Here is a 13,740-nt window from a genome sequence, read left to right on the forward strand (position 1 = left end):
AGGGTCGGCTTTTCTTTACTTTTCTATAAATGAATGGTAAAATTACAATAAGGTTATAAAAAAGAATAGGTGGGGTGAATTAAATGATATCAAATCAAATTTTACAAAGCACCATAGAAGGTCTTAAAAGCATTACAAGAGTTGATCTCTGTGTGATGGATACTGAAGGAAAGAGCTTAGCCTCGACTTTTGAAGAGGCTGAACAGTATGAAGAGGCTGTAGTTAATTTTGTTGATTCTCCAGCTGAAAGTCAGGTGCTTTCGGGTAACCAGTTTTTTAAAGTTCTTGATGAGCAGCAGCTTGAGTATATTATTATTGCAAGAGGCGATAATGATGATGTGTACATGGTTGGAAAAATTGCCAGTTTTCAGATTCAAAATCTACTCATTGCTTATAAGGAGAGATATGACAAGGATAATTTCATTAAGAATCTCTTGTTAGATAATCTTCTTTTGGTTGACATTTATAACAGGTCTAAAAAACTCCATATTGATGTAGAAGCAAGAAGGATAGTATTTCTTATCGAAACTAAAAATGAAAAGGATTCCAATGCACTTGAGACGGTACGGAGTCTTTTTACAGGTAAGTCAAAAGATTTTATAACTGCTGTAGATGAAAAAGATATCATTATTGTAAAAGAACTTAAGCCGGGTGAAGGTTATGATGAAATGGCTAAGGTTGCTAAGACAATGCTTGATATGCTTAATTCAGAGGCTATGTCGGCAGTAAGTATTTCTTATGGAACAATAGTTCCTGAGATTAAGGATGTGTCAAGGTCTTATAAGGAAGCTAAGATGGCTCTTGATGTAGGCAAGATTTTCTATGCTGATCAGAATATAGTAGGTTATAACAATCTTGGTATTGGAAGGCTTATTTACCAGCTTCCTATGCCCCTTTGCAAGATGTTTATAAGGGAAATATTTGACGGTAAGTCACCGGACGAGTTTGATGAAGAGACATTATCAACCATCAATAAGTTTTTTGAAAACAGTCTGAATGTTTCTGAGACTTCAAGGCAACTCTATATTCATAGGAATACCCTTGTGTATCGCCTTGACAAGCTTCAGAAAACTACTAATCTTGACATAAGAATATTTGATGATGCTATTACCTTTAAGATTGCACTTATGGTAGTTAAGTACATGAAGTATATGGAGAATTTAGAGTATTAATGAATAAAGATGATAGAAAAAAGAGACTTTCTGAAAAAAGAAAACTATTTTCAGAAAGTGATGGTAGAGATAGGGTTGATATTCCGGCTATAATGCTTGACAATGTTTCTAAAGATTATAAGTCCAAAAATAATATAGAAACAAATTCACTTAAGAATGTTAACATCAGGATAAAACAGGGTGAATTTGTTTTTATTATAGGGGATAGTGGTGCAGGAAAATCAACCCTGCTCAAGCTTTTGATGAGAGAGATAAGCCCAACAGAGGGTAAGGTCTATGTGAATGGTAAAAACTTAAAAAGGCTCAGGCATAGCCAAATAGCAAAACATAGGCGAAATATAGGTATGGTATTTCAGGATTTTAGGCTTTTAAAGGATAGATCTGTGTTTGAAAATATCGCATTTGCAATGCAGATAGTGGAAAAAACTAAAAAACAAATTAATGATACAGTTCCAAGAATGCTTGAAATAGTGGGACTAAATGATAAGGCTAAGTCCTATCCAAAGGAGCTTTCCGGAGGAGAACAGCAACGAGTTGCCCTAGCTAGGGCGCTTGTAAATGAGCCTATTATTTTGCTTGCTGATGAGCCTACTGGAAATCTTGACCCTAAAAATTCTTGGGAAATTATGAATTTGTTGGAAGAGGTAAACAGAAGGGGGACAACAGTAGTAGTTGTTACCCATAATATAGAAATAGTGAAGACTATGGATAAAAGGGTTATAGAATTGAAAAATGGTGAGATTGTAAGTGATTGGATGAACGGTGCAGATGATGAAGATTCGGACTTTGATATATAGTTTTAGGGAGGGGTTTAAGGGTATTCACAGAAATAGGATGTTTTCTTTAGCATCAGTGGGTACCATAGCTGCCTGCCTATTTATTTTTGGGCTTTTTTTCTTAATTGTAAGTAATTTTGGTAGTATGATGAGGTCGGCAGAGGCAGGGGTTGGCATTACTGTATTTTTTGATGAGGAGCTGACTGAAGAGGAAAAAAAGGAAATTGGAAATAAAATTTTGGCAAGGACGGAAGTTAAGGATGCAGTCTATATTTCGGCAGACGAGGCTTGGGAGAAATATAAGCAAACTTCTCTAAAACCGGAACTTATAGAGACCTTTGGTGATGATAATCCACTTGAGGGAAGTGACTCTTATACAGTTTATGTAAAAAAGATAGAAAAGCAGGCAGAGCTTGTAAGCTATATTGAAACTTTGGAGGGAGTAAGGAAGGTAAACAGTAATGGAAATACTGCCTCAGGTTTTTCTGCTATTAATTCACTGGTAGGTATAGTATCTATTACTATAATAACGCTCTTGTTGGCTGTTGCTATTTTTCTTATAAGTACTACTATTGCTATGGGAATCTCGGTGAGAAAAGAAGAGATATTTATTATGAGAATGGTTGGAGCAACAGATTTTTTTATCAGTGCTCCATTTATAATAGAAGGAGTAGTAATTGGTATCATAGGTGCCGTTTTGCCACTTGGACTCTTGTATTTTATTTATGACAGTGCTGTAAAGGTGCTTTCAAAGAGATTTAATACCCTTGTAAATATTCTTGTATTCATAGATATAAAGGATGAATTTATGGTACTTGTTCCGGTTTCTCTTGTGATAGGGATAGGAATAGGTTTTGTGGGAAGTTTTTTTACTGTGAGGAGGCATATAGATGTTTAAGAAAAAAATACTCGCCTTTACAGTTGTGTTTATACTTTCAATAATAGTTGTTAAAAATATATCAATACCTTTGGCGGATACTATAAGTAAGCAGAAAGCTGCTAAGAAAAAGCTTGAAGAAGAGAAGGTAAAACAGGAAGAAAAGGTAGGAGAGCTAAAGGAAAAGAGAGATAAGATTGAGAATGCAATAAGAGAATTGGATGAAAAAAAACAAAATATAGAGCTTAAAATTTCAGATTATTCAGAAAAAGCTGAAAAAACAGAGGAAAATATAAAAAAACTTGAAATAGAAGTTAAGGCTGCAAAAAAGGTAGAAGATGAACAGTATGATATTATGAAGAAAAGAATTAAATATATGTATGAGAATGGAGAGTCTGATTATTTAGATATTATACTGGGTTCTTCTTCGGTAGAAGATTTGCTTAACCAAGGTGAATATATTTCCCGAATTTCAGATTACGACAATACGCTTTTGGCTAGGTATAAACAGGCAAAAGCGTATTCTGAAATTAAAAAGTCTGAAAAAGAGAATAAACTCACAGAATTAAATGCTGTTTTAGATGAATTAAATGAGAAAAAGACAGAAAATGAAAGGCTGGCAGAGGCTAAAAACGCTCAGATAGAAGAATTTGCAGCCCTTATTAAAGAAGCAGGAAAAAAGGTAAGCGAGTACGAGTTGGAAATAGTAAAAAAAGAAAAATATATTGACAGGCTTATTGCTGAAGCAGAGAGGGCTGAGAGGGAAAAAAGGGCACGAGAAGCAGCAAAAAAAATGCAGATGAATACTGTGGGTGGAGATAGTTTTGTAGCCGGTAAGGCGTCTTCTTCGGGGATGGTCTGGCCAATGCCTTCAAGCAGGTATATAAGTTCGGGCTATGGTTACAGGGGGGTAGTGATGCCGGGAGCTGGGAATTTCCACCATGGTATAGACATAGCAGTGAATGCAGGAGCACCGATAGTTGCGGCAAAGGAAGGAAGAGTAATTTCTGCTGCCTACAATTATTCTATGGGAAACCATGTGATTATAGACCATGGAGATGGACTTTATACAGTGTATATGCATGCGTCTAAGCTTTTAGTTTCGGCAGGACAGGATGTGAGCCGAGGACAGAATATCGCTCTTGTAGGAAGTACAGGAATGTCGACAGGACCGCATCTACATTTTGGAGTGAAGCTTAATGGACAGTATGTGAATCCGATGAATTATGTATCGCCTTAATACAATGATACACATATCAGATAATGGAGATGATTGATGAAAGAGAATAAAAAGTTTTTTGTAGGAGTATTTGTAGGAATAATTGTAATGATAGTATTTACCACAGGCTTTGTTAAGCTTGCCTTTGAGAGCAGGCTTGTAAGGGGACTTTTGTTTGATACAGTTAAAAAAGTGTCACAGATTACAAATGAAGTCGGTGTAGAAAGGAAGGATACCACTACAGGAGCGGCTATTGATTGGAATGACATAAGCAAGAAGTCTAGTGAATTATATGATACCATAGACAATTATTATCTTAATGAGATAGATAATAATAAGATAATGGATGGAATATATAAAGGGATGACAGACAGCTTGGGAGATCCATATACAGTGTATTATAATGCAGATGAATTTAAAGAATTTAATATATCATCCAGCGGAACTTATTGTGGAATAGGTGTTGTGGTTAGCCAAAATGCAAGTACAGGTGCGATAACAGTAGTAAAAACTTTTAAAAAAGGCTCTGGGGAAGAAAAAGGGATGCTTTCCGGAGATGTAATTTATAAGGTTGCAGGTGAAAAGATAGCAGGACTTGAGCTTTCTAAGGTAGTGGCTAAGATAAAGGGAGAAGAAGGTACCCTTGTGAAGGTAACTGTTTTAAGAAACGGAAAGGAAATAGAGTTTAACTTAGAGAGAAGAAAGCTTGAGATAGACACAGTTAATTACAGAATGGAAGAAAAAGAAGGAAAGAAAATAGGATATATAGCTGTTACAGAGTTTGATGAAGTGACTGCAGCCCAGTTTAAAGAGGCTATAGATAGCTTAGAAAAAGATGGAATGCAGGGCTTGGTAGTGGATTTGAGGGATAATCCGGGAGGATTATTAGATGTAACCTGTGAAATGCTTGACAGGATGATAAAAAAAGGCCTTCTTGTCTATACAGTGGACAAGAGTGGGAAGAGGATGGATGAAGAAGCTACAGATGATTTGAGCTTTGACAAGCCTGTAGTTATCCTTGTAAATGGAAATTCCGCATCGGCATCGGAGGTTTTCTCAGGGGCTATGAAGGATTATAAGGTGGCAACCTTAGTTGGTACCAAGACCTTCGGTAAGGGAATAGTCCAGTCCATAGTTCCTTTTGGAGACGGAACGGCAATGAAGGTAACCGTATCTAAATATTACACTCCAAATGGTATAAATATTCATGGAAGAGGCATTGAACCGGATATTGTAGAAGAGCTTGATAAGGAAGCATTAAAGGATGGAAAACTTGAGAGAAATGAGGATAATCAGTTAGAAAAAGCTTTGGATATAGTGAAGGATAAGTTAAATCGTTTAAGATAAAGGGTTATGGGAATTTGAGATAAAAGTAAGTATCAAATTTTATAGTTTGATAAATAAAAGAGTAGTTAGGATTGAACAAAGGTTTGATTTATGGTATACTACACTAACATAGGTTAGTTTATAAAATATCTGGAGGATATTATGGGAAAAATGAGATTAGTCACAAGAAGTGATTTCGATGGCCTTGTATGTGCTATGATACTTAAAGAACTTGATATAATTGATGACATAAAATTTGTACATCCCAAAGATGTACAGGATGGCAAGGTAGATATTACCGAAAATGATATAACTACAAACTTACCATATGACCCAAGGGTAGGTCTTGCTTTTGATCACCATGAAAGTGAGCTAAGTCGTGTAGATGCAGGCGAAGCAAGTACAAAGTTCATCATAGATGGATATGCAAAGTCTGCAGCTAGAGTTGTATACGATTATTATGGTGGAGCTGAGAGAATAACCAGAGTATCAGAGGAAATAATGGAAGCTGTAGATAAGGGTGATAGTGCTGATTTTACAGTGGATGATATTTTGGAGCCTGAGGGTTGGACTCTGCTTAACTATGTGATGGATGCAAGGACAGGTCTTGGAAGATTCCATGACTTTAAGATTTCAAACTATGACTTAATGATGGAACTTATTGATTACTGCCTTATTCATCCAATTAATGATATATTGGCACTTCCGGATGTAAAGGAAAGAGTGGATCTTTACTTTGAACAGCAGGAACTTTTTAAGGCACAGCTTAAAAGGCTTGTTAAGGTTGAGGGAAAGGTTGCAGTTATTGACCTTAGAAATGAAGAGACAATTTATGCCGGCAATAGATTTATGGTATATGCCTTATATCCTGATACAGAGATTTCAGTCCATGTTGCTTGGGGATTTAAAAAGCAGAATACAGCGATTATGATTGGTAAGTCTATTGTAAATAAAGATTCTCAGGTTAATATAGGTGATATTTGCCTTGAGTATGGTGGGGGTGGTCATGCTAATGCAGGTACCTGCCAGCTTGAAAATGATAAGGTAGACTCAGAACTTCCAAAGATTATTGAAAAATTAAATAATTAGTATTTTAAAATCAAGAGAGCATCCTTAAGGGTGCTTTCTTTAAGTGATAGGGAGTGTCTTTGTAGTGTAGTTTGGTACAAAATGTAAAAATATGAAAAGAAATAGGGATGATTAAAATGGGAACATTGATTAAAAACGGGCATCTTGTAGATGTAGAGGGAGATAGAGACGGTTTATTTGATATTTTTATAGATAATGAAGGAAGGGTAGAAAAGGTTGGAGAGAAAGGAAGTCTTGATTGCTATGCTAAAGAAAATGTAGTAATCATAGATGCCGCAGGTAAGTATGTGTTGCCGGGCTTTATAGATCTTCATGTGCATTTTAGAGAACCCGGTGGAGAATATAAAGAAACGGTGAAAACAGGCTCTATGGCAGCAGCAAGGGGAGGATATACTACAGTTGTAACAATGCCTAATACTAAGCCTGTAATGGATACGGTAGAACATCTTAATTTACAGCTTGAAGCTATTAAAAAAGATGCTGTAATCAATGTGCTCCCAAGTGGAACTGTAACTATGGGGCAGGAAGGAAAGGTGCTTTCAGATATCGAAGGTATGAAAAAAGCAGGTATAGTTGCGATAAGTGAAGACGGTAAGTCTGTTATGGATGCCGAGATACTTAAAAAAGGACTTATAGAGGCGGCTAGGCTTGATATACCGTTTTTTGATCACTGTGAAGATGCAGGACTTGTAAATGGTGGAGTTATGAATGCCGGTAATAAGGCTTTGGAACTCGGCATGGCGGGCATTACCAACGAGGTGGAAGACAGCATAGCAAGGAGAGATATAGCAATAGCAGAGGAAGTGGGAGCTACCATCCATCTCTGCCATTGTTCTACAAGAGATACAGTAAAGTTTGTTAAGGAAGCAAAGGAGAAGGGGTTGCCTGTAAGTGCAGAAGTATGCCCTCACCACTTTACCCTTACCGATGAAGATATAATAGAAGATGATGCTAATTTTAAAATGAATCCTCCACTTAGGAGTAGAGCCGATGTAGAGGCTCTTAAAGAGGGACTTAAGAGTGGAGTTATGGGAATGATATCTACGGATCATGCTCCTCACTCTAAGGAAGAGAAAGAAAAGAGTATTAAAAATGCACCATTCGGTATAGTAGGACTTGAAACAGCTTTTGCAATTACTGTAACTGAACTTTTAGGTAAGTATCTTGATATAAAGACTTTGGTGGAAAGGATGAGCCTTACTCCTGCAAAGTTACTTAAAAATGGAAGAGGTACACTTAACGAGGGGGCAGTAGCCGATCTTGTAATAGCTGATATAGAAGAGGAATATGTAATTGACCCTGAGAAATTTGTGTCAAAGGGAAAGAATACACCTTTTGGTGGCAAAAAAGTAAGAGGAAAAGTTTTATATACCTTATGTAACGGTAAGATAGTATTTAAGGAGGAGAATTAAATGATAGAGAGATTAGTTGATAAAATAAGGACACTTAATGCACCTATAGTTGTAGGACTTGATCCTACACTTAATTTTGTACCGAAATTTTTACTTGATAAGGCAATTAATGAAAAGGGAGAAACTCTTGAAGCGGCGGCAGATGCTATCTTTGCATTTAATAAGGAGATAGTAGATGCAGTTTATGACTTAGTACCTGCTGTAAAGCCACAGATAGCTATGTATGAACAGTTTGGAATTCCGGGACTTATGGCATTTAAGAAAACAGTTGATTACTGCCACGAAAAGGGACTTATAGTAATAGGAGATGCTAAAAGAGGAGACATAGGCTCTACTTCTGCGGCCTATGCAATAGCACATATCGGTAAGGTTAAGGTAGGAGAGAGTGAATTCTCCCCATTTGATGAGGATTTTGTTACAGTCAATCCTTATCTTGGATCAGATGGAGTTGTGCCTTTTATAGATGAGTGCAAGAAGAACGATAAGGGGTTATTTATTTTAGTAAAGACATCTAATCCTTCAAGTGGAGAATTTCAAGATCAGAAAATAGGAGAAAAGGCTCTCTACGAACTTGTGGGTAAGAAGGTAGATGAGTGGGGACTGGATTTGGTAAAAGGAGATTATAGCGAAGTAGGAGCTGTTGTAGGGGCAACCTATCCTGAAATGGGAAAGGTGCTTAGAGATATTATGCCTAAGGCTTACATCCTTGTACCGGGATATGGTGCACAGGGAGGAACTGCAGCGGAGCTTAAGCCGTTCTTTAATAAAGACGGACTTGGGGCGATAGTTAATTCGTCTAGAGGAATAATAGCTGCATATAAGCAGGAGAAATATGCTGAATTTGGAGAAGAGGGCTTTGCCGAGGCTGCAAGGGCAGCAGTAATAGATATGAAAAATGATATAGCATCTATATTCTAAGGAGAAATTGAATGGAATTTAAGTCTAAGATTAAGGCTAAAATATTAGAAAATACAGAGCTTGCAGAAGATGTGTTTTCTATGTGGATAGAGGTAGGAAGTATTGCAAAAAAAGCAGAAACAGGACAGTTTGTATCTCTTTATACGAGAGATGGTTCAAGACTTCTGCCTCGTCCTATAAGCATTTGTGAAATAGACAGAGAAACAGACAGGATGAGGCTCGTATATAGGATTGTAGGAGAGGGAACTGCTGAGTTTGCAAGACTTTTGCCGGATGTGGATAATATAGAAATTATTGGAAGTCTGGGGAATGGTTTTCCGGTAGATAAAACCGGAAAGGCTGTACTTCTTTTTGGTGGAGGAATAGGAATTCCTCCACTTCTTGAGGCAGCAAAAGAATTGCAGTCAAAAGGAAAGAAGGCTGTTGCTGTACTGGGATATAGAACTAAAGATACTTTTCTTGTAGAAGATTTTAAAAAGTATGCAGAAGTAATAATAGCTACGGATGACGGAAGTCTTGGCTATAAGGGAACTGTAATTGATGTGGCTAATGAACTTAAGGTAGCAGAAAAATATGGTATAACGGATATTTTCTCCTGTGGACCTATGCCTATGTTAAAAGGTGTAAAAGGTTATGGAGAAGAGAGAAATATTCCTACCTATATTTCACTGGAGGAAAGAATGGCTTGTGGAATAGGAGTCTGTCTGGGCTGTGTGTGCGAGTCTGTGAAAGTAGACAATCATAGCAATGTGACTAATAAAAGAGTCTGCAAGGACGGACCGGTGTTTTTATCTACGGAGGTAGTTATTTAATGGGAAATATGAGTGTGGAAATAGCCGGAGTGAAACTGAAAAATCCGGTAATGACAGCCTCAGGGACATTTGGTTCCGGTGCAGAATTTATGGACTATATAGACTTATCGCTCTTGGGAGGTCTTACAACAAAGGGGGTTTCTGATGTTGCTTGGAAGGGAAATCAGACTCCGAGGGTGGCTGAAACATCTTCAGGAATGCTTAATGCAATAGGTCTTCAGAATCCGGGTATAGATGTTTTTATTAAGAGAGATTTAGAAAAACTGAAAAATATCGATACGGTAGTTATGGCAAATGTTTGCGGCCATACTACTGAGGAATATGTAGAAGTAGTGAAGAGACTTGCTGATAATGAGGTAGTGAAGCTGCTTGAAATAAATATTTCCTGTCCAAATGTTAAGGCCGGAGGCATTACTTTCGGAACTAATCCCGATGCAGCGTTTGAAGTTACAAAGGCTATTAAAAAATATGCTAAACAGCCGGTCATTATGAAACTTACTCCAAATGTTACGGATATAACTGAACTGGCAAAGGCTTGTGAAGCTGGTGGAGCAGATGGACTTTCTCTTATTAATACTCTTACAGGAATGAAAATTGATATTCATAAGAGAAAATTTGCCCTCGCAAATAAAACGGGTGGTCTTTCCGGCCCTGCCGTAAAACCGGTAGCTATAAGAATGGTATATCAGGTAAGTAAGGCTGTTAAACTGCCTATCATAGGGATGGGGGGGATTATGACCGGAGAAGACGCCATAGAGTTTCTTATGGCAGGTGCTACTGCAGTAAGTGTTGGTACTGCCAATTTTAACAATCCTGCTGCTAGTGTGGAAGTTGTAAAAGGGATCGAAGCCTATATGTCAAAATATCATATAGATGATATTGGTGAAATTATAGGATGTGTGGAGTAGTGCTGTCAATAAAATGACATAAAACTGAACTAATAGTAGTTAATAAGAAAGAAAAATGTAAGAAATTGCGCATAAAACTGACACAGCATAGATTTATTATATGGACATAAACTTCAGTAACAACTTGGATTAAAAATAATATATGAATGTGAGGAAATAAAAATGAGAAAAAAGAATATGAATAAGGCAGTAAAGAGTTTGTCATTTGCGCTTGCACTTTCGATGGGACTCAGTTTTGTACCGGGTTTTAATGTGTCAGAGGTAAAGGCGGCAGCAAAGAGTGGAGTAGTATTACATGGTAAAAAAACAATTTTTTCTGCAAAGAAAGGTACATCAGCTTATATAGGAGAGAAGAAGGTAGATCTTGACCTTATTATTAAAGGGAAAAATATTTCTAAAAAGGTTAAATGGTCAAGTGCTGATAAGAATATAGTCAGTGTAAATAAAACGACAGGTAAGCTTACTGCGAAAAGCAACGGTTCAGCAGTTATTACAGCAAAATATAAAAATAAAAAATATAAGGCTCTTGTTAAGGTTTTCACAAGAGCAGAGAGCATGACTTTAGAGGATAACGGAACTGCTGTTACAGAAGTAAATTTAACAGAAGGCGATAGCAAGACACTTACTGCAAATTATAAGCTTTCAGATAAGGTATCAAAGGCAGGTGGCGTAAGTTCTACTTACAATACATATGTGACAGCAGATAATTCAGATGTTGTTTCTTTATCAAAGCTTAAGGCAAGTGCTAAGGATTTCACTATAACAGCTAATAAGGTAGGTGAAAGTTATATAGATGTAATTGGCAGCCAGAGAAGTGCGGGTAAGGCTACTGCTGATAGCAAAAAAGTAACTGCAAGAATTAAGGTTGTAGTTGCAAGTAAGCCTTCTGAATTTATGGGCAAACAGACAGGAGCCAAGAAGATAACTGTAACAGGTCAGAAACTTACTAATAATGTAAAAGATTACACCGTTAAATTAGGATTAAGTACAAGAGATATAACAAGTGTAACTCTTAACTCTTCAGCTACAGAGGCTGTGCTTGAGATGACAGCTAATATTCAGAATGGTGATTATACCGTAGAATTTGGTGGAAAGTCTGTTGCATTTAAAGGTGAGGAGGCTAAAGTAACCAATATTGATGTTCCTAATAAATACCTTGTATTAAATGGAGATAATTCTTCATCAGGCGGTACAATCGAATATGTTGTTAAAAACCAGTTTAATGAGGATATTACAAAAACTGTGTTCGGACTCACAGTTAATGCATCGGTAGGTACAGCTACTGTTAATCCATCAAAGGGAACTATTGATGTGACAGGTATGGCTGCAAACCTTAGCTTAAATATGCCTATAAATCTTAACATCAGCAAGATAGATACTGTAACTCAGATTGTAAAGAATTTTAACCTTACACTGGCAGCTAAGTCAAAGGCTAATTCAGTAACTGTTAAGGGATTGTATAGCAATAATACAAGGAAACCTTACAACTTGACAGTAAATAATGCGTCTGAGAATGGGGCTGCAAGACTTCTTGTAGAGGTAAAGGATCAGTATGGTAGAAAGATGAAGTCTACAGATGGAGTTAGCATAACTTTTAGTCCGGGGCTTACAGGACTGATGATGGATAATGTAGTTTATAGTACGTTAATGACAGTGGATGGAACAGACTATATAGCAATTCCACTTAAAGGAACAGACGGCGTTAAGGCCGGTACTGCAACGGTAACTTTCGTTTCACTTTATGGAACAAGTGGAAACAACATTACAACAACCAAAGTTGAGGTATCAGGAACAAAACAGGTATCTAAACTTAGCATAACAGCTCCTAGTGAAGTATATGCAGGTGAGACAGCTTACTTTAATTATTCGGCAACTAATGATGCAGGAGTTGCAATTACAGATTATTCTATTCTTAGTAATGATAAATATGGAGTGAAACTTCCGGAGGCATTTTCTTGGGAGAATACAGCTAATGGTACTGCAAAACTTAAGTATGATGCTAAGAAAGACAATCATATAAATGGTATTACTTGGAGTTCGGCATTTACACAGATGCAGACAACAGCAATATTTACAATTGCATCTAATATGCAGCCGGTGCCATTGACATTTACAGTAAATGCACCTGCTATTCCTACTAGCCTTAGGAACTTTACAGTGGAAGGAGTTCTGGTTGGTAAAACTACTGAGAATGTGCTTACAAAAGTTAAGGTAATTGATAATAAAGGACGTGAACTTACAGATCTCTCAGGTATGTCTAATTATTATCTTGGAGTAAAGAAGAATGGTACAGGTACAAGATTTAGCATAAATGCTCCGGGAGCTACAGTAGCAGCAGGGGTGACACTGGTTAAACTTAGTGAGTTAAATTCTAAGACACTTAGTTTTGCAGCTACAGATACATCACTTACCAGTTATGAAACAGAAAGATTTACCTTTGCAATTTATAAGGATGCAACAGGAACAAATCAGGTAGCAGGCTCTGAGATAAATGTAAATGTTACGGCAGCAGATATTAAGAACCTTACAAGCTTTAACTTAAGCCTTCCTTCAGCGATTTACAGCAGTTCAGATTCAACTTTAGGTTATGATGCTGTTAGTCCGGTTGTTACAGGTGTTGCAGGTGACGGTTCGGTTGTAAAGCTTGACGATACAAATTTTACAATTAGAGATGCAAAGGGACTTGTAGTTGGCAATGTACTTAAGCCAAGCAGAGGTTATGAAGATGCTAAAAAAGGTGATTTTACAGATACTGTAACAGCAGTTGTAAACAATCCTAGTGGTACAGAGGTAACAAAGACGGTGACAGTGTCTGTTCAGACTCCAACTGTGACAAAGGTTGAAGCAAAGACATCAGAGCTGGCATTAGCAAACTTTACATTTGAAGGAATTAGGGATGAACTTATTATATATGATAAGTATACATCTGTGGCAAATGGAGTTAACCCTTCAACTGAGTTTACCAAGAAAACTCTTTATGGAATTAAGCTCGTATCCTCTTCAAATTCAGATATAAAAGCTGAGTGGAATAATACATCTCAGGTAGTTTTTAGCGGTGCAAAAGCAGGGGATATGGTTACTGTTGAGGCAACATTTGCAAGTGGAGTAAAAGGAACATTTAACTTTAAGTTAAAATAATATAAAAGATTTTGTTATAAAAAGTTATGGGAGAAATAATGCTCCCATAACTTTTTTTATTTATTATAGGTATTGATTAAATTTAATGCTGAA

At 36.9% G+C, this 13,740-nt stretch carries 11 protein-coding genes; all 11 read left to right on the forward strand.

Annotated features, from left to right (window positions below):
- Positions 1–83: 83 nt before the first annotated feature.
- The 11 genes from ACTTG8_RS06000 to ACTTG8_RS06050 all read left to right on the forward strand — a co-directional run bounded on the left by ACTTG8_RS06000 (position 84) and on the right by ACTTG8_RS06050 (position 13,647).
- A complete protein-coding gene (locus ACTTG8_RS06000; RefSeq protein WP_442561216.1) occupies positions 84–1,172 on the forward strand; it encodes a PucR family transcriptional regulator in 1,089 nt (362 codons plus the stop codon).
- A 92-nt stretch (positions 1,173–1,264) separates the two neighbouring features.
- A complete protein-coding gene (gene ftsE / locus ACTTG8_RS06005) occupies positions 1,265–1,969 on the forward strand; it encodes a cell division ATP-binding protein FtsE (protein WP_442561238.1) in 705 nt (234 codons plus the stop codon).
- Positions 1,941–2,846, forward strand: coding sequence for a permease-like cell division protein FtsX (gene ftsX / locus ACTTG8_RS06010; protein WP_442561217.1), 906 nt, complete (start codon positions 1,941–1,943; stop codon positions 2,844–2,846). Before ftsE ends, ftsX begins: the two co-directional genes overlap by 29 nt.
- The gene (locus ACTTG8_RS06015) at positions 2,839–4,065 is read left to right on the forward strand and encodes a murein hydrolase activator EnvC family protein (RefSeq protein WP_442561218.1); all 1,227 of its coding nucleotides are present in this window, start codon (positions 2,839–2,841) and stop codon (positions 4,063–4,065) included. Before ftsX ends, ACTTG8_RS06015 begins: the two co-directional genes overlap by 8 nt.
- Before the next feature lie 36 nt (positions 4,066–4,101).
- Positions 4,102–5,391: a S41 family peptidase gene (locus ACTTG8_RS06020; RefSeq protein ID WP_442561219.1), complete on the forward strand. Its 1,290-nt coding sequence runs from the start codon at positions 4,102–4,104 to the stop codon at positions 5,389–5,391.
- A 141-nt stretch (positions 5,392–5,532) separates the two neighbouring features.
- Entirely contained in the window at positions 5,533–6,459 is a 927-nt protein-coding gene (locus tag ACTTG8_RS06025) for an exopolyphosphatase (RefSeq protein ID WP_442561220.1), read from the forward strand.
- Positions 6,460–6,575: 116 nt separating this feature from the next.
- Positions 6,576–7,871 (forward strand): dihydroorotase, encoded by a 1,296-nt coding sequence (locus tag ACTTG8_RS06030; RefSeq protein ID WP_442561221.1) that lies wholly within the window; start codon positions 6,576–6,578, stop codon positions 7,869–7,871.
- Positions 7,872–8,789: an orotidine-5'-phosphate decarboxylase gene (gene pyrF, locus ACTTG8_RS06035; RefSeq protein ID WP_442561222.1), complete on the forward strand. Its 918-nt coding sequence runs from the start codon at positions 7,872–7,874 to the stop codon at positions 8,787–8,789.
- Between the two features lie 11 nt (positions 8,790–8,800).
- Complete coding sequence (locus ACTTG8_RS06040) at positions 8,801–9,601, forward strand: dihydroorotate dehydrogenase electron transfer subunit (protein ID WP_442561223.1); 801 nt, start codon at positions 8,801–8,803, stop codon at positions 9,599–9,601.
- A complete protein-coding gene (locus tag ACTTG8_RS06045; protein WP_442561224.1) occupies positions 9,601–10,509 on the forward strand; it encodes a dihydroorotate dehydrogenase in 909 nt (302 codons plus the stop codon). The genes ACTTG8_RS06040 and ACTTG8_RS06045 overlap by 1 nt, the downstream gene beginning before the upstream one ends.
- A 162-nt stretch (positions 10,510–10,671) precedes the next feature.
- The gene (locus tag ACTTG8_RS06050; RefSeq protein WP_442561225.1) at positions 10,672–13,647 is read left to right on the forward strand and encodes an Ig-like domain-containing protein; all 2,976 of its coding nucleotides are present in this window, start codon (positions 10,672–10,674) and stop codon (positions 13,645–13,647) included.
- The last annotated feature ends 93 nt before the right edge of the window (positions 13,648–13,740 follow it).

Source organism: Catonella sp., from assembly GCF_052173895.1.
Lineage (GTDB): Bacteria > Bacillota > Clostridia > Lachnospirales > Lachnospiraceae > Catonella.

Excerpts from the sequence above, each read along its gene's own strand:
- ftsE (WP_442561238.1), top strand. The coding sequence starts at position 1,265 with ATGCTTGACAATGTTTCTAAAGATTATAAGTCCAAAAATAATATAGAA.
- ACTTG8_RS06040 (WP_442561223.1), top strand. The coding sequence starts at position 8,801 with ATGGAATTTAAGTCTAAGATTAAGGCTAAAATATTAGAAAATACAGAG.
- ACTTG8_RS06020 (WP_442561219.1), top strand. The coding sequence starts at position 4,102 with ATGAAAGAGAATAAAAAGTTTTTTGTAGGAGTATTTGTAGGAATAATT.
- ACTTG8_RS06045 (WP_442561224.1), top strand. The coding sequence starts at position 9,601 with ATGGGAAATATGAGTGTGGAAATAGCCGGAGTGAAACTGAAAAATCCG.
- ACTTG8_RS06030 (WP_442561221.1), top strand. The coding sequence starts at position 6,576 with ATGGGAACATTGATTAAAAACGGGCATCTTGTAGATGTAGAGGGAGAT.
- ACTTG8_RS06015 (WP_442561218.1), top strand. The coding sequence starts at position 2,839 with ATGTTTAAGAAAAAAATACTCGCCTTTACAGTTGTGTTTATACTTTCA.
- pyrF (WP_442561222.1), top strand. The coding sequence starts at position 7,872 with ATGATAGAGAGATTAGTTGATAAAATAAGGACACTTAATGCACCTATA.
- ftsX (WP_442561217.1), top strand. The coding sequence starts at position 1,941 with ATGATGAAGATTCGGACTTTGATATATAGTTTTAGGGAGGGGTTTAAG.
- ACTTG8_RS06025 (WP_442561220.1), top strand. The coding sequence starts at position 5,533 with ATGGGAAAAATGAGATTAGTCACAAGAAGTGATTTCGATGGCCTTGTA.
- ACTTG8_RS06050 (WP_442561225.1), top strand. The coding sequence starts at position 10,672 with ATGAGAAAAAAGAATATGAATAAGGCAGTAAAGAGTTTGTCATTTGCG.
- ACTTG8_RS06000 (WP_442561216.1), top strand. The coding sequence starts at position 84 with ATGATATCAAATCAAATTTTACAAAGCACCATAGAAGGTCTTAAAAGC.